Source organism: Rhizobium sp. CCGE 510, assembly GCF_000292525.1.
In the GTDB taxonomy this organism is placed as follows: domain Bacteria; phylum Pseudomonadota; class Alphaproteobacteria; order Rhizobiales; family Rhizobiaceae; genus Rhizobium.
Genome location: NZ_AEYF01000035.1, coordinates 92404 through 115972, shown reverse-complemented (window position 1 = coordinate 115972; position 23569 = coordinate 92404). Strand labels below are relative to the sequence as shown.

25 protein-coding genes and 1 pseudogene are annotated in these 23569 nt (G+C 61.4%); 13 read left to right on the top strand and 13 right to left on the bottom strand.

Annotated features, from left to right (window positions below; translation table 11 throughout):
* On the top strand, window positions 1-234 hold a 234-nt coding region (locus RCCGE510_RS16795), incomplete at its 5' end, for a redoxin family protein (protein WP_007631824.1).
* Window positions 235-437: 203 nt separating this feature from the next.
* A complete protein-coding gene (locus RCCGE510_RS16790) occupies window positions 438-1625 on the top strand; it encodes a Gfo/Idh/MocA family oxidoreductase (protein WP_007631822.1) in 1188 nt (395 codons plus the stop codon).
* Between the two features lie 88 nt (window positions 1626-1713).
* Here the strand turns inward: RCCGE510_RS16790 and RCCGE510_RS16785 are convergent, their stop codons facing one another.
* Window positions 1714-2115: a DoxX family protein gene (locus RCCGE510_RS16785; protein ID WP_007631820.1), complete on the bottom strand. Its 402-nt coding sequence runs from the start codon at window positions 2113-2115 to the stop codon at window positions 1714-1716.
* A gap of 214 nt (window positions 2116-2329) precedes the next feature.
* Between RCCGE510_RS16785 and RCCGE510_RS16780 the strand changes: the two genes are divergently transcribed.
* Both RCCGE510_RS16780 and RCCGE510_RS16775 read left to right on the top strand, forming a co-directional pair.
* Window positions 2330-3703, top strand: coding sequence for a GH1 family beta-glucosidase (locus RCCGE510_RS16780; protein WP_007631818.1), 1374 nt, complete (start codon window positions 2330-2332; stop codon window positions 3701-3703).
* Between the two features lie 231 nt (window positions 3704-3934).
* Complete coding sequence (locus RCCGE510_RS16775) at window positions 3935-6148, top strand: bifunctional diguanylate cyclase/phosphodiesterase (protein ID WP_007631813.1); 2214 nt, start codon at window positions 3935-3937, stop codon at window positions 6146-6148.
* Window positions 6149-6194: 46 nt separating this feature from the next.
* Here RCCGE510_RS16775 and RCCGE510_RS16770 read toward each other — a convergent pair whose 3' ends face one another.
* From RCCGE510_RS16770 to RCCGE510_RS16755, 4 genes are all read right to left on the bottom strand, one after another.
* Window positions 6195-7124: a rhodanese-related sulfurtransferase gene (locus tag RCCGE510_RS16770; protein ID WP_007631812.1), complete on the bottom strand. Its 930-nt coding sequence runs from the start codon at window positions 7122-7124 to the stop codon at window positions 6195-6197.
* Between the two features lie 71 nt (window positions 7125-7195).
* On the bottom strand, window positions 7196-7672 hold the full coding sequence (locus RCCGE510_RS16765; RefSeq protein WP_007631811.1) for a VOC family protein: 477 nt from the start codon (window positions 7670-7672) through the stop codon (window positions 7196-7198).
* 114 nt (window positions 7673-7786) lie between these two features.
* Entirely contained in the window at window positions 7787-8695 is a 909-nt protein-coding gene (locus tag RCCGE510_RS16760) for a CHAD domain-containing protein (RefSeq protein ID WP_007631810.1), read from the bottom strand.
* Window positions 8673-9161 (bottom strand): CYTH domain-containing protein, encoded by a 489-nt coding sequence (locus RCCGE510_RS16755; protein WP_007631809.1) that lies wholly within the window; start codon window positions 9159-9161, stop codon window positions 8673-8675. The genes RCCGE510_RS16760 and RCCGE510_RS16755 overlap by 23 nt, the downstream gene beginning before the upstream one ends.
* Window positions 9162-9314: 153 nt before the next feature.
* Between RCCGE510_RS16755 and RCCGE510_RS16750 the strand changes: the two genes are divergently transcribed.
* The 4 genes from RCCGE510_RS16750 to RCCGE510_RS16735 all read left to right on the top strand — a co-directional run bounded on the left by RCCGE510_RS16750 (window position 9315) and on the right by RCCGE510_RS16735 (window position 11763).
* The gene (locus tag RCCGE510_RS16750; RefSeq protein ID WP_007631808.1) at window positions 9315-9953 is read left to right on the top strand and encodes a 2-dehydro-3-deoxy-phosphogluconate aldolase; all 639 of its coding nucleotides are present in this window, start codon (window positions 9315-9317) and stop codon (window positions 9951-9953) included.
* 114 nt (window positions 9954-10067) lie between these two features.
* Window positions 10068-10787, top strand: coding sequence for a tellurite resistance TerB family protein (locus tag RCCGE510_RS16745; RefSeq protein ID WP_007631806.1), 720 nt, complete (start codon window positions 10068-10070; stop codon window positions 10785-10787).
* A gap of 77 nt (window positions 10788-10864) precedes the next feature.
* Complete coding sequence (locus RCCGE510_RS16740; protein WP_007631804.1) at window positions 10865-11560, top strand: GNAT family protein; 696 nt, start codon at window positions 10865-10867, stop codon at window positions 11558-11560.
* Window positions 11557-11763 carry a hypothetical protein gene (locus RCCGE510_RS16735; RefSeq protein ID WP_007631802.1) on the top strand — a complete coding sequence of 69 codons (207 nt, stop codon included), beginning with the start codon at window positions 11557-11559 and terminating at the stop codon, window positions 11761-11763. Before RCCGE510_RS16740 ends, RCCGE510_RS16735 begins: the two co-directional genes overlap by 4 nt.
* A 2-nt stretch (window positions 11764-11765) precedes the next feature.
* Here the strand turns inward: RCCGE510_RS16735 and RCCGE510_RS16730 are convergent, their stop codons facing one another.
* The 3 genes from RCCGE510_RS16730 to RCCGE510_RS16720 all read right to left on the bottom strand — a co-directional run bounded on the left by RCCGE510_RS16730 (window position 11766) and on the right by RCCGE510_RS16720 (window position 14503).
* Window positions 11766-12842 (bottom strand): nickel/cobalt transporter, encoded by a 1077-nt coding sequence (locus tag RCCGE510_RS16730; RefSeq protein WP_007631798.1) that lies wholly within the window; start codon window positions 12840-12842, stop codon window positions 11766-11768.
* Entirely contained in the window at window positions 12836-13477 is a 642-nt protein-coding gene (locus tag RCCGE510_RS16725) for a DUF1007 family protein (protein WP_037079001.1), read from the bottom strand. Before RCCGE510_RS16725 ends, RCCGE510_RS16730 begins: the two co-directional genes overlap by 7 nt.
* A 132-nt stretch (window positions 13478-13609) precedes the next feature.
* Window positions 13610-14503, bottom strand: coding sequence for a LysR family transcriptional regulator (locus RCCGE510_RS16720; RefSeq protein ID WP_007631795.1), 894 nt, complete (start codon window positions 14501-14503; stop codon window positions 13610-13612).
* 529 nt (window positions 14504-15032) lie between these two features.
* Between RCCGE510_RS16720 and odc2 the strand changes: the two genes are divergently transcribed.
* The 4 genes and pseudogenes from odc2 (at window position 15033) to RCCGE510_RS16705 (ending at window position 18471) form a co-directional block, all read left to right on the top strand.
* Complete coding sequence (odc2, locus tag RCCGE510_RS16715) at window positions 15033-16166, top strand: ornithine/lysine decarboxylase (protein WP_007631794.1); 1134 nt, start codon at window positions 15033-15035, stop codon at window positions 16164-16166.
* Window positions 16167-16260: 94 nt separating this feature from the next.
* Window positions 16261-16851: an N-acetyltransferase gene (locus tag RCCGE510_RS16710; protein WP_007631793.1), complete on the top strand. Its 591-nt coding sequence runs from the start codon at window positions 16261-16263 to the stop codon at window positions 16849-16851.
* A gap of 123 nt (window positions 16852-16974) precedes the next feature.
* A pseudogene (locus RCCGE510_RS35610) lies at window positions 16975-17213 on the top strand (6-aminohexanoate hydrolase); the annotation flags it as partial.
* 100 nt (window positions 17214-17313) lie between these two features.
* Window positions 17314-18471 (top strand): GGDEF domain-containing protein, encoded by a 1158-nt coding sequence (locus RCCGE510_RS16705; RefSeq protein ID WP_007631792.1) that lies wholly within the window; start codon window positions 17314-17316, stop codon window positions 18469-18471.
* Between the two features lie 33 nt (window positions 18472-18504).
* On the opposite strand, the gene cysE is transcribed toward RCCGE510_RS16705, so the two are convergent.
* The 5 genes from cysE to RCCGE510_RS16680 all read right to left on the bottom strand — a co-directional run bounded on the left by cysE (window position 18505) and on the right by RCCGE510_RS16680 (window position 22950).
* Window positions 18505-19323 (bottom strand): serine O-acetyltransferase, encoded by an 819-nt coding sequence (gene cysE / locus RCCGE510_RS16700; protein ID WP_007631791.1) that lies wholly within the window; start codon window positions 19321-19323, stop codon window positions 18505-18507.
* Between the two features lie 86 nt (window positions 19324-19409).
* Complete coding sequence (locus RCCGE510_RS16695; RefSeq protein ID WP_007631790.1) at window positions 19410-19907, bottom strand: GNAT family N-acetyltransferase; 498 nt, start codon at window positions 19905-19907, stop codon at window positions 19410-19412.
* Window positions 19908-19922: 15 nt separating this feature from the next.
* Window positions 19923-20912 (bottom strand): WD40 repeat domain-containing protein, encoded by a 990-nt coding sequence (locus RCCGE510_RS16690; protein ID WP_007631788.1) that lies wholly within the window; start codon window positions 20910-20912, stop codon window positions 19923-19925.
* Complete coding sequence (locus RCCGE510_RS16685) at window positions 20912-22015, bottom strand: GTP-binding protein (protein WP_007631786.1); 1104 nt, start codon at window positions 22013-22015, stop codon at window positions 20912-20914. The genes RCCGE510_RS16690 and RCCGE510_RS16685 overlap by 1 nt, the downstream gene beginning before the upstream one ends.
* A 146-nt stretch (window positions 22016-22161) precedes the next feature.
* Window positions 22162-22950 (bottom strand): creatininase family protein, encoded by a 789-nt coding sequence (locus tag RCCGE510_RS16680; RefSeq protein ID WP_007631784.1) that lies wholly within the window; start codon window positions 22948-22950, stop codon window positions 22162-22164.
* A gap of 85 nt (window positions 22951-23035) precedes the next feature.
* Here RCCGE510_RS16680 and RCCGE510_RS16675 point away from each other — a divergent pair, with 85 nt between their 5' ends.
* On the top strand, window positions 23036-23548 hold the full coding sequence (locus RCCGE510_RS16675; protein WP_037079015.1) for a MarR family transcriptional regulator: 513 nt from the start codon (window positions 23036-23038) through the stop codon (window positions 23546-23548).
* Window positions 23549-23569 lie beyond the last annotated feature (21 nt).

Genomic DNA, 23569 nt, shown 5'->3' with positions numbered 1-23569 from the left:
GCCTGGGCGCAATCCTCCGGCGGCATGGGCAAGATCCACTTCCTCGCCGATTGGGACGCTGGCTTCACCAGGGCCGTCGGCCTCGACGCCGACCTCTCCGCCGGCGGCCTCGGCCTGCGCTCCAAGCGCTATTCGATGCTGGTGGAAGACGGCGTCGTCAAAGCCCTCAACATCGAGGAAAGCCCCGGCCAGGCCACGGTTTCGGGTGCAGCCGCGATGCTGGAACTGCTCTGAGCTTTCGATAGGTATCGGGCGGGGCTGCCCCTCACCCTAACCCTCTCCCCGTTCTGACGGGGAGAGGGGACCTGCCCACATCAAACGGTAGAGAGTGGCGAGGGACATTGCGGCATCGTCCTTCTCTTCGCTTGCGGGGAGAAGGTGGCGGCAGCCGGATGAGGGGCTTATCCGCACCAAGTTATAAATTTCAGGAGGACAGAATGGCAATCGAAGCATCATCCGAACAGACCCGCGAGCCGCGTATCCGGCTTGGCATGGTAGGCGGCGGCGCGGGCGCGTTCATCGGTGCGGTGCACCGGATCGCGGCGCGCATCGACGATCAGTTCGATCTCATCGCCGGCGCGCTGTCGGCCTCGCCTGAGAAGGCGATCGCATCCGGCCGCGACCTTGGCCTCGATCCGTCGCGGACCTATTCCAGCTACCGCGAGATGGCGATCCGTGAGGCGAAGCTGAAGAACGGTATCGAGGCGGTGGCGATCGTCACACCGAACCATGTGCACTATGATGCGGCCAAGGAATTCCTGAAGCGTGGCATCCATGTCATCTGCGACAAGCCGCTGACGTCAAACCTTGCCGATGCAAAGAAGCTGAAGAAGATTGCCGACGAAAGCGGCGCGCTCTTCGTGCTGACGCATAATTACACCGGCTATCCGATGGTCCGCCAGGCGCGCGAGATGGTCGCAAACGGCGAACTCGGCGATGTAAGAGTCGTCCAGGCCGAATATCCGCAGGACTGGCTGACTGAGGCGGTCGAGCAGACCGGCCAGAAGCAGGCCGCCTGGCGTACCGATCCGGCGCAATCCGGCGTCGGCGGCTCGACGGGGGATATCGGCACGCATGCCTATAATCTTGCCGCCTTCATATCAGGTCTCGAACTCGACAGTCTCGCCGCCGATCTCGACAGCTTTGTTCCCGGCCGCCGGCTGGATGACAACGCCCATGTCATGCTGCGCTTCAAGGCCAAGGGTTCGGAGAAGCCGGCCAAGGGCATGCTCTGGTGCAGCCAGGTGGCGCCCGGCCATGAAAACGGCCTGATGGTCCGCGTCTACGGCAGCAAGGGCGGGCTGGAATGGACCCAAAAGGACCCGAACTACCTGTGGTACACGCCATTCGGCGAACCGAAGCGGCTGATCACCCGCGGCGGGGCCGGTTCAGGCGCGGCTGCCGGCCGCGTCACGCGCGTGCCGTCAGGACATCCCGAGGGGTATCTCGAGGCGTTTGCGACGATCTACACGGAAGCCGCGCATGCGATCAATGCCCGCAAGAAGGGCAAGGCCGTCGACAAGGCGGTTGTGTATCCCACTGTCGATGACGGCGTGAAGGGTGTGGCCTTTGTCGAGGCTTGCGTTGCGTCTTCGAAGAAAAACGGCGCCTGGGTCAAGCTCTGAGCCTTTAATGTTCCGTGCGTCGCTCGGGCGACGCGGAGACAGAAAATGCCGAGGCGGCCTTTGCTCGCCTCGGCTTGTCTGTTGCTCCTTAGGCCGCAGTCCGGTTGCGCTTCAGCAGGCCGTCGACGCTGAGCGGTCCGGCGCCTGCCGCCACTAGATACAGAAACACGAAGCAGAACAGGATCGCGGCGACGCCGCCGTTCTGGGCGGGATATATGCCTTTCGGCGCATGCCCGATGAAATAGGCGAATGCCATCAGGCCGGAGAGCACGAAGGCTGCGATCCGGGTCTGGAATCCGACCAGAACCAGGAGGCCGAGGGTGAGTTCGATAAGCCCGGCAATCCAGGGGAGCGAGCCCGCGGCCGGCACGCTTGCCGCAACCGGGAAATGCAAAATCTTCTGCGTTCCGTAGCTGAAAAGTACAAGTGACGAGACGATGCGCAGCAAGCTCAGCAGATGAGGCTGTAGCAGATGGACCGAAGACAGCATTGGATTCCTTTCACGTTTGTGATGCCATTTCCCGTGTAAGGATCGTGGCCTCAACAGCAAATCACGCCTGCTGACATTGCCGTTATGAGTGCGGGCAGGCGGGGAGAGGGTACTTCCTGCAACGTTGCAGTTTTTCTCGCCGCCAGCCTGTACTTTGCCGTCACGCTTGGCTAAATCCCGCGCAAACGGCCAACCTAGAGATAGGATTTTATTGATGATCGATCCGAAAAAACTCGCAGCGCGCTTTCCTGGCGACTTCACTTTCGGCGTCGCCACCGCCGCTTTCCAGATCGAAGGCGCCAGCAACGCCGATGGCCGCAAGCCATCGATCTGGGATGCTTTCTGCAACATGCCCGGCCGCGTCTACAATCGCGACAATGGCGACGTCGCCTGCGACCACTATAACCGGCTGGAGCAGGACCTCGATCTCATCAAGGAGATGGGCGTCGAAGCCTATCGCTTCTCCATTGCCTGGCCGCGCATCATCCCCGACGGCACGGGGCCGGTGAACGAGACCGGCCTCGATTTCTACGATCGGCTGGTCGACGGCTGCAAGGCTCGGGGCATCAAGACTTTCGCGACGCTCTACCACTGGGATCTGCCTTTGCTGCTTGCCGGCGACGGCGGCTGGACGGCGCGCTCGACTGCCTATGCTTTTCAGCGCTACGCCAAGACGGTGATGAATCGCCTTGGCGATCGCCTCGATAAGGTCGCGACCTTCAACGAGCCCTGGTGCATCGTCTGGCTCAGCCATCTCTACGGGATCCACGCTCCGGGCGAGCGCAATATGCAGGCCGCCCTTCACGCCATGCATTACATGAACCTTGCCCATGGCCTCGGCGTCGAGGCGATCCGCTCGGAAGCCCCCGATGTGCCCGTCGGGCTTGTGCTCAACGCTGCCTCGATCATCCCGGGCTCCGACAGCCCGGCCGATCTTGCCGCCGCCGAGCGTGCGCACCAGTTCCACAACGGCGCCTTCTTTGATCCGGTCTTCAAGGGCGAATATCCGAAGGAATTCGTCGAGGCGCTCGGCGACCGCATGCCGGTCATCGAGGATGGCGACCTAAAAATCATCAGCCAGAAACTCGACTGGTGGGGGCTGAATTACTATACGCCCGAGCGCGTCGCCGAGGATGCCGAACGCAAGGGCGATTTCCCGTGGACGGTGAAGGCGCCGCCGGCAAGCGACGTCAAGACCGATATCGGCTGGGAAATCTATGCGCCGGCATTGAAGCTCCTGGTCGAGGACCTTTACCGTCGCTACGAACTGCCGGAATGCTACATCACCGAGAACGGCGCTTGCGACAACACCGATGTCGTTGACGGCGAAGTCGACGATAAGATGCGTCTGGATTATCTCGGCGACCATCTCGATGTGGTGGCCGGTCTCATCAAGGACGGCTATCCCATGCGCGGTTATTTCGCCTGGAGCCTGATGGACAATTTCGAATGGGCCGAAGGCTACCGCATGCGCTTCGGTCTCATCCATGTCGACTATCAGACCCAGCTTCGCACAGTGAAGAAAAGCGGCAAGTGGTATCGCGAACTTGCGGCGCAGTTCCCGAAAGGGAATTATAAGGTGCTTTAGGCCGTTGCTGTCAGGCCGTCGGGCGGTTGATGCAGTCGCCTGACGAATGTCTGTTCCACGTCTATTCAGGGTTTCGATATTCTGGCTGGCACGGAGCGGGCTGATGCCGCGTACTCTCCATTTTGCCACGGCCGGCCGCATTCACAGAAATGGAATCGTCAAGAATCTGCTGCGGTTGCTTAAACGTTTTTGAACCCTTGACTGGCAGAGTCCGGCGATCGGGGAACCAGAATGCAGGCAGTCGGAAAGTCGCAGCGCAAGGGATCGGGAATAGGGCGTCACATCACGGTCACTGGTGTGCTTTTTTCCTTCGCAGTCATCGTCGCCGTCGTCACCTTCATGGTGCTGACGGCGCTCGAACGCGTGGCCGAAAATGCCAATCTCCTCGATGACGAGCGCTCGCGCGAAACGACGATCGGGGCGTTGAAGACTTTCGAGGATCAGCTCGGCGCGACACTCGACGATTACGCTGCCTGGGATGACGCCGCCGCCAATGTTTACGCGCCTGACGGTATGGCCTGGACAGTCAGCAACTACGGCGAAATGTCGCTTAACAGCTCGCTCTTCGACGTGGCGATCGTCATCGATGACGAGAAGAAGGCGATCATGGCCTATCGCGACGGCACGCCGATGGAGGAGCCGCTCGCGAACTTCTTCGCGCCGTCGCTCTGGTCTCTGTTCGACACGGTGAAAGCGGCCGGCCCGGCCGAACGTCCTCAGGCGATCGGTTTCGTCACGACCACAAGGGGTATCGCGGCTGTCGGCGTGGCATTGGTGCGGACAAAATCCGGTGCGCTTGATGTGCCCGCCGGCCAGCACCGCTATCTCGTTTTCGCGCGCCATCTCGATGATGCCCGAGTGGCGGCGCTCGGCCAGACCTATGTCATCGGCGGGCTGAAGCTGGCGCCGCCAAGCTTCGAGGCCGATTATCTCGTACCGATTGTCGATCCGACGGGGGCAACGCTCGGCAAGCTCGTCTGGACTTCGCGTTCACCCGGCGATATCGGCTATGCCCAGGTGCGGCCGATGGTCATTCAGGCGCTCGGCCTCGTCGGTCTGTTCTTCGTGGTGCTGCTGGTCATCGGCTGGCTTGCCGGCTGCCGCCTGAAGGCCGAGGAAAGCAGCGCCCGCGAGGAGGCGTTGCGCGACAGGCTGAGCGGTCTTTCCAACCGCGACGGTCTCGGACTTGCCGTCGACCGTTTTGTCGTCGAGGCGCGCCAGACCAAGCGCAACGTGCTGCTCCTCTATCTCGACCTCGATGGCTTCAAGGAAGTCAATGACAGTTATGGCCACGGCACCGGCGACCAGTTGATCCGCGCGGTTGCGGCGGGGCTCGACGTGCTCATTCCGCAAGGTGCCGTTCTCGCTCGCATTGGTGGCGATGAATTTGCCATCGCCTTTCTCTCCGACAGCGAGAATGCCGCCGCACTGCAACTTGCCGAGCAGATCCTCGATTTTCTTGTCGAGCCGCTGGAGATCGGTCGCCGCGTCGTCGTCGTCGGCGCAAGCATCGGCATTGCGATGTCGCCTTGCGGCACGGTTGAGCGCGAAGAACTGGTGCGCCGTTCCGATCTCGCCATGTACAAGGCGAAGGAGGCCGGCCGCGCGCGCATGATGCTCTACGATCCGTCGATGGATGCGGATCGAGAGCAGCGCAATGCGCTGGAACTCGATCTCCGCATCGCCATCGAGAGCGGCGACCTGACGCTCGCCTACCAGCCACTGATCGATGCGGCCACACATGCGCCGACCGGTGTCGAGGCACTGGTGCGCTGGAACCGTCCGGGCCACGGGCCTGTTTCACCCGAGGTCTTCATCCCGATCGCCGAGACCAGCGGTCTCATCGAATCGCTCGGCCTGTTCGTGCTGCGCAAGGCCTGCGAGACAGCCAAGCTATGGCCGGAACTCAACGTCTCGGTCAATGTCTCGCCCGGCCAGTTCCGCAATCCTGCCTTCGCCGATTATGTGCGCTACGTGCTGAAACAAACGGAAATCGAGGCCGGCCGTATTACGCTTGAGATCACCGAAGGCTACATGATCCAGAATCCGCAGCGTACCCGCCAGTCGATCGAGCGGCTGAAGGCGCTGGGGGTAAAGGTGGCACTCGACGACTTCGGTTCGGGTTTCTCTTCGATCGGCTATCTCAGGCAGTTCGGCTTTGACCGCATCAAGATCGACCGCTCGCTGGTCATGGGTGTCAACGAGGACAAACGCCAGCGCGAGATGCTGCAAGCGACGGTGGCGCTCGCCCGCTCGCTTGATATTCCGGTGACGGCCGAAGGCATCGAGACCGAACAGCAGGCAGTCGCCATGCGCCTCTTCGGCTGCGATTGCCTGCAGGGCTATCTGTTCGGAAAGCCGGTAACGGCCGACCTCATCACCGAGATGCTGAACGAGCGACGCGCAGCGGGGCCAGCGGCCCGGCGCCGCATCGGCGCAGCCTGACGGGCGGCCTGATCCTCAGACAGCGAGGCTGATCACTGATCCCGGCTCAGCTGCCGATATGCCGCTGGCCGCGCTTTTTTGCGAGGGCGATCTGGTGCTGCCGCTGTCGATAACGCAGCCGGTCTTCTTCCGTCCGCGTGTGGTAACAGTGGCTGCAGGAAACGCCTTCCTCGTAGTGCGGCGAGGTGATTTCCTCTGAAGTGATCGGGTTGCGGCAGGCGTGGCATAGCCTGTGTTCGCCTTGCTGTAGCCCATGCTCGACGGAGACGCGCTCGTCGAAGACGAAGCAGGCGCCATCCCAGAGACTTTCTTCCTGTGGCACTTCCTCGAGATATTTCAGGATTCCGCCCTTCAGGTGATAGACCTCGTCGAAGCCCTCAGCCTTCATGAAGGCGGTGGCCTTCTCGCAGCGTATGCCGCCGGTGCAGTACATGGCGACTTTCGGCTTGTTGTGCAGGCCTGGATTGCCGCGCACCCAATCGGGAAATTCGCGGAAAGTCTTGGTTTTCGGGTCCAGTGCGCCGCGAAAGGTGCCGATCGCCGTTTCGTAATCGTTGCGGGTGTCGATGACGATCGTATCGGGATCGGAAATCAGCGCGTTCCAATCTTGAGGCGCCACATAGGTGCCGACCACCTTGTTGGGGTCGATGTCCTCGACGCCCATGGTGACAATTTCCTTTTTCAGCTTCACCTTCATGCGCAGGAAGGGCATTTTCGAGGCGCGGCTTTCCTTATGCTCCAGGCTTGAAAACTCCGGCTGGGCGCGCAGGAAGGAAAGCACGGCGTAAATCCCGGCATCCGGGCCGGCGATCGTGCCGTTGATGCCCTCGTGCGCCACAAGTAGCGTCCCCTTGACGCCGTTCTCCTCGCAAAGCGTCTGCAACGGGCCCTGCAGGCTGGCAAAGCGCGGCACGGAAACGAAATGGTAGAGTGCGGCCACGAGGAACGGGCTGGTGCGTGTGAGGCTGTCGGTCATGGGGCGGAAATACAGAAAATCGGCGGCTCGCGCAATTGCCTTCGCCCGTGACGGCCTTGGCGGTCGAATGACTATGCTCGCGCCTGCCAGTCCGAAAACGGCCGGACGCCGAAGCTCCGGTCGGGGGTGTCGTCGAGAAGGCTGATGAACTCGATCGAGTGTCCGTCCGGATCGTTGAAGTAGATCGACAGCGCCGGCATCCACCCGAGAACCACCGGCTCCGTCACCGGTTCACCAGTAAAGCCGAGCGGCTCAACACCTTTTGCCCTGAGTACGGCGGGCGCCTGCAGCAGGTCGTCGGTGGTCATGCGGAAGGCGATATGCAGCCGCATCTTCAGGGGTCGGGTTCCGGTTTCCCAGAGGCCAAGCATACCGGTCTTCCTGTCGTCCACCCAGAGGAAAGCCACTTTGCGCTCCTCGAATGAGGCCGCCGGTTTGAGCCCGACGACATCGCGGTAGAAATCGGTGGAGGTCTTGAGATCGGCAACGGTCAGATGGGTTTCGTAGAGTCCGAGCACCATTGGCATCGCGGCGTTTTCGGCGGTCATTTCTTCCTCACGGGTCAGGGCTCTGCTTGTTTGACCACCGGACGCTAGGACCTCAAGATTGGTTGAGGTCAATAGATGTCCCTTGAGAAATTTCAGATGCGCTGGCGTAGCCTCTCAACTCCCGGCCGTAAGCCAGAGAAGCTCGATGCGCTGCGCCTCCTCGTCGGGCTCGTCGGCGAAGACGGTTTTGGCTTTGACAAGCGCTTGCCGCCTGTCTTCCTGCTGGCGGAAGATGATGGCGTCGAGCAGATGGGCGAGGTCGTCATTGCGGGGGAAGAGCTGCGGCTCGGCCTCGACCAGTTCGGAGAGCACGGCAAGATCGTGAATGTGGCCGAGATCCTCGGCGAGTTCCTTGGCCGCATCACGCTTGGCCTTCATCGCGCCGGGCCAGACGTCGCGCAAGAGGCTGTGGTAAAGCTGATAGTCGTAGGTGCGTTTGCGCAGATCATGGAAATCGTCGGCCGATGCCTCGCCGTGACAAGCTGCAAGTGCTGCCTTGGCCTTCCCAGCGGTGCGGCGCCAGCTTCTTGCCAGCATGCGGGCATTCTTGCGGTGGCCGCCACCAAAGGAGACCGCATCCAGGGCGGCGATCGCCTCCTTCAGAACGTCGGAGGTTTCCTTCAGCCGCCGTTCCAGACCGCTTTCGGCTTCCACCATCCAGTCACGGCGGCCTTGGAGAATCGTGACGATACGGGCGAGTGCCTCGCTTTCCTCGTTCCCGCGGGCTGCACGCTGCAGATATTGCGCCGTGCCGATGAGGGCGGCCGCGTCGCGGATCGCTGACAGCGCGCGTGCGGCATCGCGCAGCCTGGCATTTTCGCGGCCCTGGAAATCCGGCACCTCGCGGGCCACAAGGCGGTAAAGCGAGCGCAATCGCTTCAGGTTCTTGCGGAAGGAATGGATCGCCTTATGCGCGCCGTCCGGCTGCTCGTCGAGAACTATGACGGCGCGTTCCAGCTGATGCGTCGCGACGCTGCGGAACGCCTTGGTGAAATCGGCGTCAGGCCGAATGCGATAGCCCATGCCTGTCGTGCTCGTATTCTGTGGCAAGGGCTTGGTTGGAATAGCGGAAATCGCCGGTCACTTCACGGCCAAGCCAACGGGGCAGGGCGGGATTATCGGTTTCGGACCTCATCTCCACCTCGGCAATCACCAATCCGCGATGCTCTCCGGCAAAGACATCGACCTCCCAGACGAAGCCCTCATACGGGACGCGGTAGCGGGTCTTCTCGATGACGATGCCGATGGCGTTCTGCAGAAGCTCTTTGGCATCGGCGATCGGGATATCGTATTCGAATTCGTCGCGGGTGATGGTGCTGCGGCCGATCTTGATCGTCAGCCTTGCCTTCCTGTCGTCGAGGATGCGCACGCGGACGGAACGATCGTCCATCGAGGCGATGTAACCCTGCCTCAGGGCAGACGTCGTCTCGACGGCTGAACGCCATCCATCGCTGCGTACGAGAAACTTCCGCTCGATCTCTTTCGCCATACGGTGAACCTTTGGTGACGATGACGGCACGGTAGTCCAATTTCCGCGCATTTCCTACCCATCTTGACATATCGCCCGGTTTTATCTCGACAAGGCTCCGCGAGGGCGTTATTCGGGAGCCGAATTCAATCGTTTCAAGGAAGTCGCGCGACCATGGGCGAGAAAACAGATAAGCTCCTTTCCATTCTGAAACTCCAGCCGGTCGTTCCGGTCCTGATCGTCGACGATGTGAAGTCGTCTGTACTGCTGGCCCGCGCGCTCGTTGCGGGCGGCTTGAGGGCGATCGAGATCACCATGCGCACGCCGGCCGCACTCGAGGCCGTGCGCGCCGTCGCCGCCGAGGTCGAGGGCGCCGAAGTCGGTGCCGGCACGATCCTCAATGCCGCTCATTGGGAAGCCGCTGTCGAGGCCGGTTCGAGGTTCATCGTCAGCCCGGGCACGACCCAGGAACTGCTCGATGCCGCCGCTGATTCGGAGGTGCCGCTGCTTCCTGGTGCTGCGACTGCCAGCGAAGTCATGGCGCTGCGCGAAGAAGGCTACCCGGTGCTGAAATTCTTCCCGGCTGAACAAGCCGGTGGCGCCGCTTATCTCAAGGCGCTCTCCTCGCCACTTGCCGGCACGCTGTTCTGCCCGACCGGCGGCATTTCGTTGAAGAACGCCCATGAGTATCTCTCGCTGCCGAACGTCATCTGCGTCGGCGGCTCCTGGGTGGCACCGAAGGAGCTGGTCGCAGCCGGCGACTGGGCGGGGATCACCAAGCTCGCGGCAGAGGCGGCGGCGCTGAAGGCCTGACGTTCGATAGGCGGCGGGGAGCCTCGCGCTGCAATCCCGCTCACCTCAGATTTGTATTCCAGCCGCCGCAAACCTATGTACGCCTCCCAGCTTCAAACAGGGAGATGACGAGGAATGTTCGACGCAAAGAAGCTTCTCGACCAGTTTTTGGGTTCGCAGGTGCCGGGTCTCGGCGGTTCGGTCCGCGACAGGGCGGGCGATGCCGTTCAGACGGCAAAGAACAATCCGATGAAGACCGGTGCGATCGCCGCCGCGCTTCTCGGCACCAAGACCGGCCGGGGTATTGCCGGCAATGCACTGGCGATCGGCGGTCTTGCCGCCATTGCCGGCCTTGGCTATCAGGCCTATAAAAATTATCAGGCGGGGCAAGCGCCCGCAGCCCCCTCGGATGCCCCCTCGGCAAACAATCCGGTTCTGCTGCCGCCGCCTGTCGAATCCGGTTTCGGGCCGGCGTCGCCTGCCGGCAGCAACGAATTCGTTCTGGTGCTGATCCGCGCAATGATCGCCGCCGCCAAGGCCGACGGCCATATCGACGATGCCGAACGCGCCCTGATCATGGACAAGGTCAAGGCTGCCGATGTCAGCGGCGAAGCTGCGGCCTTCATCGAGCATGAACTTGCTTCGCCGACCGATATCGATGCGCTGGTGGCCGCCGCGACGACGGAAGAACAGCGGGTCGAGCTCTATACCGCCTCGCGGCTCACCATCGAACCGGATTCGCGCGCCGAGCGCGGTTATCTCGATCTGCTTGCCGGCAGGCTCGGCCTTGCCGACCAGCTGGTCGATCATATCGAGGCGACGGTCTCCTCCGCGAAAGTGACCTTGTCCCAGTGATTGGGTCACAGTAACATCTAGGCCGGTTGCCTTTGTCGGGCGGCTGGCCTATCCACTCTTCGAACAGGGGAGTGAAGATGCGCGATCTTGCAAATTTCAAGGGCTGCCCGGCGCCGAAGCCGGTCACACTGAAGGGCCGTTTCGTCACCGTCGAACCCTATCGGCGCGCCGAACATCTCGAAGCGCTGTGGGACGGGCTTGGCGGCATGGGCATCAACCCGCTGCTTCTCTATTTCGCGCAGGACGATTTTTCCGGTATCGAGGATTTCGCCAACTGGCTTGAAACCGTCTATACCAAGTCCGGCTGGCTCACCCATATCTTCCGCGACAATGCCACCGGCAAGATTGTCGGCATGGCGAATTACATGCGCGCCGACCCGGCAAACGGCGTCGTCGAGATCGGCGGGGTAGCGCACGGGCCTGAGATGAAGCGTTCGCCGCTGTCGACGGAAGTGCATTACCTGATGGCCAAGCATGTCTTCGAGGATCTCGGCTACCGCCGCTACGAATGGAAATGCGACAATAACAACGAGGCGAGCAAGACGACTGCCGCCCGTTACGGCTTCAGCTTCGAAGGGGTCTTCCGCCAGCACATGATCTCCAAGCGTCGCAACCGCGACACAGCCTGGTTTTCGATGATCGATACGGAATGGCCGCTGATCAACGATGCCTTCGAAACCTGGCTTTCGCCGGAAAACTTCGACGCCGCCGGCAACCAGATCCGCCGCCTGCAGGATATTCGTGCCGATCTGGAAAAGGAAAGGCTCGCGTGAGCCCGGAGAGCCGTTCGCAGGCCATCGCCGCCGCCGTCATCCTCTTCGGCGCCGGCCTGGTCATCTATTTCCTGCCAAGCATCGTGCTGTGGATCGGCAATTTCTCGCCGACGCTCGGCATCGCAGTCGGCGCCTGCCTGATCCTGGCGTTTTTCGCGGTCTTCTGGCTACGGGCGCGCTATCAGCGCGGCCGGGGGAAATAGTTCTATCCCTGCAGCGAAGCCGCGAGCAGCAGGGCGCCCATCAGCATGACGAGCACGGCGCCGAGGATTTCGATGGCGTTGCCGATCCAGATCGAGGCGGTCGAGCCGCGCCCGGAAAGGCGTACGGCAGCACTCTTGGCGGTGACGGCAAGCGTGGCAAGCAGCGAAACGGTAATCGCCGTGCCGAGCGACATGGCGGCGACCGACAGCACGCCGCCGAGATAGAGCCCGTTCAGCAGCGAGAAGGTCATCACCAGCAATGCGCCGGAGCAGGGGCGAAGACCGACGGCGACGATCGCCGACCATGCCTCACGGGCGCTGAACCTGTCGCCGGCGAGCAGGGACGGATCGGGGACATGGGCATTGCCGCAGGTCTCGCAGGCCATGCCGGGAACGAAGGTATGGCCGGCATCGACAGGCTGCGCCTTGCCGTTGAAGGCATAGGCCTGACGGTCGGCGGCATTGTCCTTCCAATCGAGCATCATGCTGACCGGACCGGCAGATGTCGCCACCAGACGGCGGTGAGGAATGTTGCCTGCCATCGAGCGGAGTTTGCGGAACAGCAGCCAGCCGCCGAAGAGGATGACCATGACGAAGCTTGCGATCTCCATCGCATGGGTCGCCGCCGTCAATGTGATACCGGTGCCGCGCAGCACCAGCCATGCGCCGCCGACCAGCGCCACTGCCACTACTCCCTGGACGAAGGCCGAAATGAAGGAGATCACCACGCCGCGCTTCAGCTCGATCTCGTTGGCGATCATGTAAGAGGAGATGACCGCCTTGCCATGGCCAGGCCCTGCGGCATGAAAGACGCCATAGGCGAAAGAGAGGCCGATCAGCGAGGTCAACTGCCATGGGTCTTGGCGCATGCCCTTTAACGCACCGGTCAAGGCCCGATAGAAGGCCTGCTGTTCATAGTTCACATAGAGCAAAAGCGGTGCGAGCGGCCCGCCGGTCGGCTGGAAACTCGGTTCCGCCGTGCCGATGCCAAGTGGCGATTGCGCATGGACAAGGCTTGCCGCCGTCAGGAGCGCCAAGGCCGCTGCGGAAAAGATGAAGGACAGGCGTCTTGTCAGCATGTGACCTCCAGCCGGGTGGCGAAGAGTTTGGTCATGTTGGTGCCAGTGGGGTCATTGAAGAAGGCGTCGGTCAGCGATTGCTTGTTCTGCGAGATCACCTGGTCGGCATCCGGTCGCACCACCTGATGTTTGCAGGCCTTGAAGCCGTCGCCGACGATTGCCAGTTCGTTGTCTGTGGGAAAGTCGATCGAGGTATAGAGCGTCGGGTCGTAGACGCCGAAGGTGAGCCTGCCCTTAAGCGGCATCTTCTCCATCGGCTTGACCGCGAAAAACATCAGCAGCTGGCCGTCCTTATAGTCGACATGGATGATGTCGGGCTTCTGAACGGTAATGTTCTTTCCGTTGATCGTCAGGTTCATGTAATAATCATATTCGGCGAGCGACTGCTTCACCGTTTTCCCGACCTCCGCGAGCTCGTTCGGCTCCAGCTTCAAATCGGTGTTCTTATCGAAATCCATGACCACTGAGGAAGAGAAGACTTCGTCGAAGCGCCAGACGTTGCGCAGTTCCTCGACGTTGCCATCCTTGTCGGCGACGACCTCGAGGCGGGCCTCCACGAAAATATGCGGATGGGCAAGGGCAGCAGCCGGCGCCAGCGAAACAAGCACCGCCATCAATATCGTCGAATATCTCATCTATTCCGCTGCCCTGTTCGGTGACCCTGACTTCTTGCCAGAAATTGGGACGGAATTGGGACCGGATTCCGTACTGGATTCAGATAGCCGCGGGTTTGAGCAGGGCGCGATGTCGCAGCCGCAGGGGTGGCGCTACGGGTGTTTCTTGAACCAGTTGTTGAGGTAGTCGACGAAGATCCTCACCTTGGCCGGCAGGTAGCGCCGGTGCGGATAAACGGCATAGATGCCGCGGTCGGTCGGAAGGTAATCGTTGAACAGCGTCACCAATTCACCGCTCTCGATCGGCTTGCGGGCGATGAAGTCAGGGATGAGGGCGATACCGATGCCGGTGAGTGCCGCGCGCAATGTCGCATGCGGGCTGTTGACCTCTATCGGGCCAGAGACTGCGACGGCGAATGAGGTGTTGTCAGGATTGTGAAAACGGATGCTGGCCTGGGTGCGCGCATTGGTATCGACGATGAACGGAACTTTGGAAATGTCGCTCGGATGCGCAAGATCGGGATGGCGCTCGAGAAAATCGGGGGTGGCGCAGAGATGGACGCGGAAATCGGAGATCTTGCGGGCGATCATGCCGGAATCCTCGAGCTTGCTGATGCGGATCGCCACGTCGAAGCCTTCCTCGATCAGATCGACGAAACGGTCGTCGGCGGCAATCTCCAGCGAAAGGTCCGGATTCTCCTTGGCAAAATCGATCAGCGACTGGCCGACATCGGCGTCGACGAAGGTGCGCGGCACGGAGATGCGCAGCCGGCCTTTGAGTTGCGCATTGTTTTCGCGCACGAGATCGGCGAGGTTATCTATCTCCTTCAAAATATCCGAGGCGCTGCGGTAATAGGTATGACCGGCCTCGGTCATCGAGAACTGCCGGGTGGTGCGGTTGAGGAGCAGCGCGCCGAGCTCATCCTCCAGCTCGCGCACATATTTGGAGAGCAGCGCCTTCGAGCGGCCGGTGCGCCGGGCGGCGGCGGAAAAGCCCTCGGCTTCGACGACATCGATGAAAGCACGTATGCGGGTCAAGGTATCCATGGACATCCCTTACGCTGTTTCGGAATGTTGAACAAATCGGCTCATTTTGTTCAATTATTTTTTTAGCCCCGCGTTCAAAAAAACGCTTGATTATGAAGGCGAATATTCTTATTTCCCAATCAGCCCAAAGTCGCACGTGCCCATGGGTGTCCGCCGAACCCTCGAATTGGTGAGGAAATCGGTAAGGTACCTGGAATTAACCCCTCCAGTCGCTATTCCGGCCAACCGGAAAATGCGAGGACGCCTGAAGCAACGACGGTGCGGGCCTTTTTGTTCTCTCCCTGCTTTCCATCAGCGGGGGTTACTGAAGAGGCACACCATCATTGCCGGAAGTGCGGTTGGGATTCTCCCTCCAATCCATGGCAGACAAAGCCGAACTTACACCGCATCGCGGCGTTGGTTCACTATCTGCGCATCGAGCGCTTGCTATGGTTCCGGGGTCTCCACCGGCTGGTTCCAATGCGGGTTCTCGTATGCCCTTTGTCCTCCGGTTCATGCCGGAGCTCTGGAATTGGAAGAGGGAATCGATATGACCACCCAGCGCATCCGCGACTTTCTCGCAACCCGACGTCCCGACGGTCCCTGCCTCGTGGTTGACCTCGACGTCATCAGCGACAATTTCCACGCCTTCCGTCACGCAATGCCGGACAGCGCCATCTACTACGCCGTCAAGGCCAACCCGGCCCCGGAAGTGCTGAAGCTGCTTGCAGGCCTCGGCTCCAATTTCGATTGCGCATCCGTTGCCGAAATCGAAATGGCGCTCGAAGCCGGTGCGACCGCTGCTCGCATCTCCTTTGGCAATACGATCAAGAAGGAACGCGACGTTGCCCGCGCGCATGCGCTCGGCGTCAGCCTCTTTGCAGTCGACAGCCACGAGGAAGTCGAGAAGATCTCGCGCGCCGCTCCCGGCGCCCGCGTCTTCTGCCGTGTGCTGACGGATGGCGAAGGTGCTGAATGGCCGCTGTCGCGCAAGTTCGGCTGCGTTCCGCAGATGGCTGTCGACGTCCTCGTCTACGCCCATCAGCTTGGCCTGCAGTCCTACGGCGTCTCGTTCCATGTCGGTTCGCAGATGACCAAGGTCGATGCCTGGGATTTGGCGCTTGCCGATGCCAAGCGCGTCTTCGTATCGCTTGCCAAGCAGGGCATCCACCTGCAGATGGTCAATATGGGCGGCGGCTTCCCGACCAAGTACCTGCGCGACGTTCCGTCCGCAGAAGCTTACGGAAAGTCTATCTACCAGGCACTGCGCACGCATTTCGGCAACCAGATCCCGCAGACGATCATCGAGCCGGGCCGCGGCATGGTCGGCAATGCCGGCGTCATCAAGGCAGAAGTCGTGCTGATTTCGAAGAAGTCGGACAATGACGATGCCCGCTGGGTATTCCTCGACATCGGCAAGTTCGGCGGTCTCGCCGAGACGATGGACGAAGCCATCCGCTATCCGATCCGCACGGATCACGACGGCGACGAGATGGAACCTTGCGTCATCGCCGGCCCGACCTGCGATTCGGCCGACGTGCTCTACGAGAAGAACCTCTATCCGTTGCCGATCTCCCTTTCGATCGGCGACGAGGTCCTGATCGAAGGCACGGGCGCCTATACGACGACCTATTCGGCGGTCGCTTTTAACGGTTTCGAACCGCTGAAGGCCTACGTCATCTAAGATCGTTTCCGCCGGCCCCGTAACCAGCCGGGGCGGCAATTTCACAATTCTCCTTCATCGCCGCTGATAACGGTATTGGGTACGGGAGGCCAAGATGGCCGCTGTTCTTGATTCTGTCCGCGCATTCTTTGCGCCTACTACTTTCGCCATCGACGCCGAAAATCCTTCGGATGTCGTTGCCCGCGAGACCTTGCTCGACCGCGTCATGGGCGCGAGCCGCCGCAAGAAGTCGTCGGAAAAGATCCGCCGCAACCGTGTTCCGGCCGAGGGCCTGGCGCTTGTCGCGCGCGATCGCGACGGCCATGTCATCGGCTCGGTGCGGCTCTGGAACATTGAGGCCGGCGTCAATGACGAGGGCACGCCGATCAATGCGCTGCTGCTCGGTCCGCTCGCCGTTGCGCCCCATCAGGGCGGCAAGGGCATTGGCTCGGCGCTGATGCGCGCGGCGATCCTCGAAGCCAAGAAGCGCGGCCATGGTGCCGTCCTGCTCGTCGGCGATGCTGCTTATTACGAGCGTTTCGGCTTTTTTGCCGAAAAGGCTCGCCATCTTGTCATGCCGGGTCCGTTCGAACGCTCGCGCTTTCTGGCGCTCGAACTGACGGAAGGCTGGCTCGACGGCGCGGCCGGCATGATCGTCCCCTCGGGGCGCATGCTGACTGGCGCGCCGGTTCGCCGCGCAGCCTAAAGCAACGGCCGGTCGGGTCGGGCTTGCTCCGCCTGGCCGGCAATATCCGCGCCACTTGACCATGGAGGCAGGCGGGCCTGCCGTGGTTGCGGCGCGGATTGTTTCCTGGCGGTTGCCGCGTGGACGAATTCGCATTTTTCCGGCGATGAATATGGCTATGGCGGGTTCACCCGGCAGATCGGCGGCGTGCCTTGCGCCTGGGGGTATGGCGGGCAGATGCTCGACATCGTGCCTTCGCTCGATCTCACCGTCGTCATGACTTCGGAAGAGAGCGGCCCGTCTGGCCGAAGCGGCTATATAGGGACTTGCTGCACGGTGGTCTGCTGGCTAACATCATCGGCACTGGATGGGGAGCCGCCTGACTGCAGCAAGAAAACCCCTAATCGTTAAACTTTTAGCCAAGCCCCCAATCAAACCGCAAAACGCTTCCTGTAAGTTCCGAGAGAATTTCGAGAAAGCGTCATGCTGCTGGATCTCAGGACAATCTATTTCATTGTGGCCGTGAGCTGCTTCGTGCTGGGTATTCTCCAGCTTGCAGCCTATGCGACCGGCCGCTTCGAGAGGTGGCCGCTGTGGTGGGGCCTGAGCAATATTCTTGTCGGCGTCGGTTCCTTTCTCGTCGCCTTGCGCAATCTCGTTCCCTACTCCGTCTCGATCGACGGCGGCAATGTGGTGACCATCGCCGGCTACATGCTGATGTTCTTTGCCGTGCGTGTCTTTTCGGGACGGGCGCTCGAGCAGCGCTATTTCTGGCTTGCCATCTTTCTCGTCAGTGTGCCGGTCGGAATTATTGTCAGAGATCCCTCGGCAGTGTCGGCGAGGCTTCTCTATGTCTCCGTGATCTGCTGCCTCTGCGATCTTGCCGTCGCAAGGGAGGCAATCGGTATTGCCCGGCGTGAGAGGCTGTATTCGGCAGCCCTGCTTGTCGGCCTCTATGTTTGCACTGCCACGATCTTTGCGGTTCGCAGTCTTCTTGCGGCGACCGGCGAAATCGGCGGGCCGGATCCTTTCGGCAGCAGTGTGGTCCATAGCTGGATGGCGGTATCGGCGGTTGCTTTCATCATGCTTCGCAGCATGGCCATGGTGCTGATGGCCGCCGAGCGCAGCCGAAATCAGCTGACTGAACTCGCCCACCACGACCCGCTGACCGGCGCGCTCAATCGCGGTGGCCTTGCCCAGCATCTGCCCGCTCTCGGTTCGCAGCCGGTATCGCTGCTCATTATCGACATCGACCATTTCAAGCAGTTGAACGACCGGCATGGCCACGCCGCCGGCGACGATATCCTGCGGCTTTTCGCCAGTGTTTCGAGAGGCATCATGCGCTCGGACGATCTGCTCGCCCGTCAAGGCGGCGATGAGTTTCTTGCCGTGCTGAAAAATGTCTCCCTCGAAGATGCTGTGGTGATTGCCGATCGCATCCGTCTCGCCTTCGCCGCCGCCGTCATACAGTGGCCCGATCTGGCCGTCTTTCCGACGTTGAGTATCGGCGTTGCCGCGTGTGGGCAAAACGGCGGAAATTTTGAAAGGCTGATGCAGAAGGCGGACGAGGCACTCTATCGTTCGAAGCGCGAAGGCCGCAACCGGGTCGAAGCCTTCGGAGAAACTCACCAAGCCGCGTAGGAACGGCGCGAACTTGCCGATCTCAAAGGGGGTCTAAATATTCTGGTCCATCGTCTCGGCCGGGATTTCGTCGGCGCGGTGGACGCGTACGAGCGTTGCCGGCACGCCGGCGACCGTGCAATGCTCGGGAACGGGCTTCAGCACGACGCTGCCGGCGGCGATCTTGCTGAAGGCGCCGATTTCGATATTGCCGAGGATCTTGGCGCCGGCGCCGATCATCACGCCGTGGCGTATCTTCGGGTGGCGATCGCCGGTCTCCTTGCCGGTGCCGCCGAGCGTGACGTTCTGCAGGATCGATACCTCATCCTCGATCACCGCCGTTTCGCCGATGACGATGCCCGAGCCGTGATCAAGCATGATGGAAGCGCCGATCCGCGCGGCCGGATGGATATCCGGGCCGAAGACCAGCGAGGCGAGATTGGCGAGCCAGCTGGCGATCTCCGGCCGGCCGGCGTTCCAGAGTGCGTGAGCAATGCGGTGGGTCTGCAGCGCATGGAACCCCTTGAGGTTCAGGAGCGCGTGCAGAAATGTCGCGCAGGCCGGATCGCGTTCGCGCACGGCAACGAGATCGGCCTCGATCTTGCGCATAATATCGTCGTTGAGTGTGGACAGGATCAGATCGAACAGATCGCCGGTTTCTACCTGCGTCGCAGCGAGCCGCGCGGCGAGCACGCGAGCGATGATCTCATTGCTGCCGGAGGTGGCCGTTATCTGAGCGGCAAGCAGCCGCTGCAGGATCGGTTCGCGCGCGGCAAGATCGAGTGCCTCGGCGCGGATCACCAGCCAGACGAACGCGTTGTCCAAGGACTGCGGCGGTTGCGCGGCCAGACCAAGGCCAGTCGGTTTCGGCATTCCTGTTTCCTCTGCCTGCGACTGCGCAGGCAATGCCTGCTCCGATTCATGTTTCGCCCGGGCAAGGCATTTGGCAAGCCCTGATTTTAGTTGCCAGACGGTCGTAGGTCAGGCGTCAGCTCTGGAAGGCGACGCCAATGATAGCGCACATCCGGCTCTCTTTCCTCATTATCGGCACCATCGGTCTCCTCCTCGGCGGCAAAACCGTGCCGTTCGTAGAAAGTTCGCGCGCCCGCATTGCGTTGAAACGTCCAGAGCCTGATCTCGTCCATCTCCTGCTTGGCGCAGCCGAGGAGCAGGGAGCCGATGCCCAAACCCTGGAAATCCGGGAGAACGTAGAGTTGCTCTATCCGGCCGTCGCCATAGGCGATGACACCGACGAGCCGGTTTTCCAAGGCGGCGCCAAGGATTGTGCAGTTCGCCAGCAAATGCATGCGCCAGTACTGCTCTTCCTCTTCGGGCGTATGCAGATCCGGCAGCCAGGGCAGCCGCTGCCACAGGGAAACACGTCTGATTCCGGCTGCGGCCTGCATGTGGTCGGCCGTGAGCACCACGATTTCCGGCTCGATCGGGATGTCGTCCATATTAGGCAAGGTGGCTCATGCCGAAATATCGATGACGCCGCAATCGCCGGCTTCGGAGGCAAAGGCGAGCAGCTTGCCGTTCTTGCTCCAGCTCATGGCGGTGACCGCGCCCTTGCCGGGGCGACGCAGCAACGCCTCCTTGTTGTCGGAGACACGCACGGCCAGGATCATGCCGTCGATGAAGCCGATGGCGAGGATATCTTCGAGCGGATGGAATTTTACCGCGGTCGCCATGATATTGGCGCGGGTGCCGAGCTCGAGCGGCGCCTTGCCCATCGGCCCGTCCTTGCCCTGGAAGGGCCAGACGATGGCGGCCGGCGCGCCTGACGAGGCGAGCCATTTGCCCTTGACCGACCAGGAGAGCGATTTCACCTTAGCGGGGTAGCCGGTCATCCGCATGTGGCGGGCTTCGGAGCCCGGCTTGCTGTCGAGTTTCCAGCCGTGCAGCGCGTTTTCCTGCATCGAAGTGACGAGGAAATTACCATCCGGCGAGAAAGTGACGCCGGTATGTGCACCCTTCCATTCGAGATCGACCGGTTTGGCGGTCATGCCGATCCAGTGCAGCGACACGCCGTTATACCGCGCGGCCGCGATGCGCAGGCCCTTCGGCGCGAAGGCAAGGCCCTCGACCGTGCGCTCCTCGGCAAATTCCTTGGTCGTCCCATCGGCAAGGCGCACGAGCGAACTCTTGCCGTAGGAGTAGGCAACGGACCCTTGCGGGCCGGCTGCGACCTGCGAAATCCACTTGCGCGGCGCGGTGGCGATCTCGCTGATGCTGCCGTCGGCCGAAATGCGCAGTACCTTGCCGTCCTCGCCGCCGGAGATCAGGCTCTCGCTGTAGGGATCGCGGATTGCGGTGAGCATGCCTTGGTGGGCTTCAGAAACCCTGTCGCCGCCGTCCAGCCGGTGAAACGCGCCGTTGGCGCTGGCGAAGAAGGGGACATCACCTAAAAATTCGACGGCCAGAACGTGGCCGTCGAGATCAAGCGGTGCAACTGTCGGCATCAGGCGGCTGCCTCGCATGCCTTGAAGGAAGCTTCGAGCTTCTCACGGTCGAGATCGCGGCCGATGAAGACGAGGCGGCTTTCGTGTTTTTCGCCTTCCTTCCACGGCCGCTGGTGATCACCTTCGATGATCATGTGCACGCCCTGGACGACGTAACGCTCGGGATCATCCCTGAAGGCGATGATGCCCTTGAGGCGGAGAATGTTCGGTCCCTGCGTCTGGGTGATCTTCTGGATCCAGGGGAAAAAGCGCTCCGCGTTCATCTCGCCGCCACGCAGCGACACCGACTGCACCGTCACATCATGGATCGCCGACATCGCACCTTGTTGATGGGCGCCATGGTGATGATGGTCGTGCCCGTGATGATCATGATGGTGATGGTCGTGATCATGGTGATGATCGTGATCGCAATCCGGGCCGCAGACATGGTCGTCATGGCCCTGTTCCAGGAAATGCGGATCGTTTTCCAGTGCGCGCTCCAGGTTGAAGGCGCCCTGATCGAGCACGCGAGCGAGGTCGACGCCGGAGCGGCTGGGCTTGTAGACTCGAGCGGCCGGGTTGATGGCGCGGACGATGTCCTCAATCACATCGAGCTCTTCCGGGGTCACCAGGTCGGTCTTGTTGATGATGACGACGTCGGCGAAGGCGATCTGGTCTTCGGCCTCGCGGCTGTCCTTCAGGCGCAGCGGCAGGTGCTTGGCGTCGACGAGGGCGATGACGGCGTCGAGCTCGGTCTTGGCGCGCACATCATCGTCCATGAAGAAGGTCTGGGCGACCGGCACCGGATCGGCAAGGCCGGTCGTTTCAACGATGATGCCGTCGAAGCGGCCGGGACGGCGCATCAGCCCTTCGACGACGCGGATCAAGTCGCCGCGCACCGTGCAACAGACGCAACCATTGTTCATCTCGTAGATTTCTTCGTCCGACTCGACGATCAGGTCGTTGTCAATGCCGATTTCGCCGAATTCGTTGACGATGACCGCATACTTCTTGCCGTGATTTTCGGAAAGGATGCGGTTGAGCAATGTCGTCTTGCCGGCACCGAGATAACCGGTGAGCACGGTAACGGGAATGGGCTTCTGGGTGGGGATCGCGTCGGTCATGAGAACCTCTAGGATTAGGCGTGCGGCCGAGTAGCTTCAGATCGGCTGCTTCAAACGGTTGGTCTCATATAATGGCATGGGCGCGGCAGTTCAAAGGGTTTTATAATGTTATAAGATCACATCATTCGTCCGGCGCAGATGACCATTCACCGGAGCTGCGTGACATCGAAGGCATCGACATCCTCCAGCAATTCCACCAGTCCCTTGACCGCATGGGCGATCAGCGCCTCGCCCTTTTCAGCCGTCGCCGCCGCAGCGTTGCCTGCCACGCCTTGCGGATTGAGATCGGACATCTTCCAGCCGAAGGCGTGCGGCCCATAGGCGCGCAGATGTTTGAAGCGTCGGGTAAATTCCGTCTGCCGCGAGGGGAAATCCACCGCTTTCGCCATGTCAACCCGGCCCGGATGAAGCGCCAGCATCACCGAGGTCTCGATATCGCCGCCGTGGATGCCGATTGCCTTTTCCTCGGGCGGGATGACGCCATCGGGCAGGCCGAAGCGGGTCCAGCTCGTCGCCACCGCCAGCATGGCAAAGCGGACCCGCGCCTCGGTCGCGACGATTGATATGACGGGCGAATTGCCGCCATGTGCATTCAGCATCACCAATTTGCGGATGCCTTGGTTCGCCAAGCCTTCGGCGATGCCGAGCCAGCGGTCCACCGCTTCGTCGAAGGCAAGCGTCTTCGTTCCTTCAACATCCATATGCTCTACGGAATAGCCGACGGATTCGGCGGGCAGGAATGTAATGGGGAGACCAGCCGGTAGGGCCATCCTCAATCGCGCGGCGATGCCTTCGGCAATCAGCGTGTCGGTTTCGAAGGGCAGGTGAGGGCCGTGCTGCTCATGCGCGCCGAGCGGTAACACGGCGATCGGGCGGCGCCGGTCGGAGGCGAAGACCGGGTCGCTGTCTTCGAAGCGGGGCGAAGGCGTCATCATCCGGTTGTTGCCTCTTGTTTATGACGAGATCCTGGGCAATGTCATATCGCAGCAGCGCCAGGGCTTAAAGATCAAAGGGATGGCTATGGGAAAGAAGCACAAGGACGGCAAAAAGAATAAGCCCAAGAAGAAGGACAAGACCGAGTATACGCTTGTCGATCTCTCTCCAGCGCTCACCCAGGCGGCTCGCTCCATGCGCACGGTGCTTTCGCGCAACCTTCTCGAAAGCGGCCTCTATGCCGGCCAGGACGGCGTCATCCTCTCGCTTGCCGAGAGCGATGGCATGACGGCCGGCGGCCTTGCCCAGAAACTCGGCGTCAAAGCGCCGACGATGACGCGCACGATCGGCCGCATGGAGGCGCAGGGCTTTCTCGAGCGCAAGCCCGATGCCGAGGATGCGCGCCTCACCAAAGTCTATCTTACCGAGCTCGGCCGTGGCAGCGTGCAGGGGATCGAGATGGCGGCCGCAGCCTGCGACAGGCTGGCGACGCTGGAATTTTCCGAAAAGGAAATCCGCAATCTCGTCCGCCTGCTGAAGGCGATCGACGGCAATCTGCAGGCCGAAGCTCTTCATATCGAAGATCCGGATGAAGACTGAAATTTTGCGGAAAGACGAATT